The sequence below is a fragment of the Leyella stercorea genome, assembly GCF_021531655.1.
In genome coordinates this window covers 1-718 of record NZ_JADYUF010000113.1, presented here as the reverse complement: position 1 = coordinate 718, position 718 = coordinate 1, and the positions used below count along the sequence as shown (strand labels likewise).

The following is a 718-nucleotide window of genomic DNA, read 5'->3' as shown; positions in this document are numbered from 1 at the left end:
TGACATACGGAAATACTCAAAGCCTTTTTTATACAATAAATTCAACCTCAAAGTCTAAATCCGAAACTTGAGTGAAGTTAGCAGAAGCATTGAGCATCAGAGCCGACTTGCAGAAGAGAGTGGGTCAACTGAAAGAGCGTATCAAGGAAAGTGCCAAAGTGCAGGAGGGCGATGAACCCTGCGATAACGTGGAGGAACTGTACAAGGAACTGGATGACGTACTCGTCCAGTTGGAAGACTTGATTTATCGCATCAACATCACCAACGTTCAGATAGTTCAGGACGGAGACTCCTTGACTCGATTGATAGCCAAGAGAGACGTCTTGTCGATGCGTGTCAAGGCATTGAAAGAGGTGGTGAACTACGTAGCAGCCAACGAAACTCGCTTTGGCAGAAACGAACTGAAATATGTTAGAACCATAGATATAAAGGCTCTTCGTAAGGAGGCTGATACCTATGCCAAGCAGTATCGGGAACTCGACCTGAAAATTCAGAGTTTGAACTGGACTGTAGATTTGGTGGATTTGCAAGACTTGCCCCGATAATGGAGCGAGGATTGAAATTTTCATTGAGTAGATTAAATTTTTCGGAGAAAAGATAGAGGCAGCAAGAGGCTGACATCAGGCAATAGGTCTGTGTAAGCATTATTAACCTGAGTTCGGGATAAGAAAGTCTTTGTAAAAGTTGGTAATCTCAATAATTTTTAGTACCTTTATGA

General features: G+C 42.5%; 1 protein-coding gene. It reads left to right on the top strand.

The window, feature by feature from the left end:
- The first annotated feature begins 71 nt into the window (after positions 1-71).
- A complete protein-coding gene (locus I6E49_RS14255; protein ID WP_235403145.1) occupies positions 72-545 on the top strand; it encodes a DIP1984 family protein in 474 nt (157 codons plus the stop codon).
- Positions 546-718: the final 173 nt, after the last annotated feature.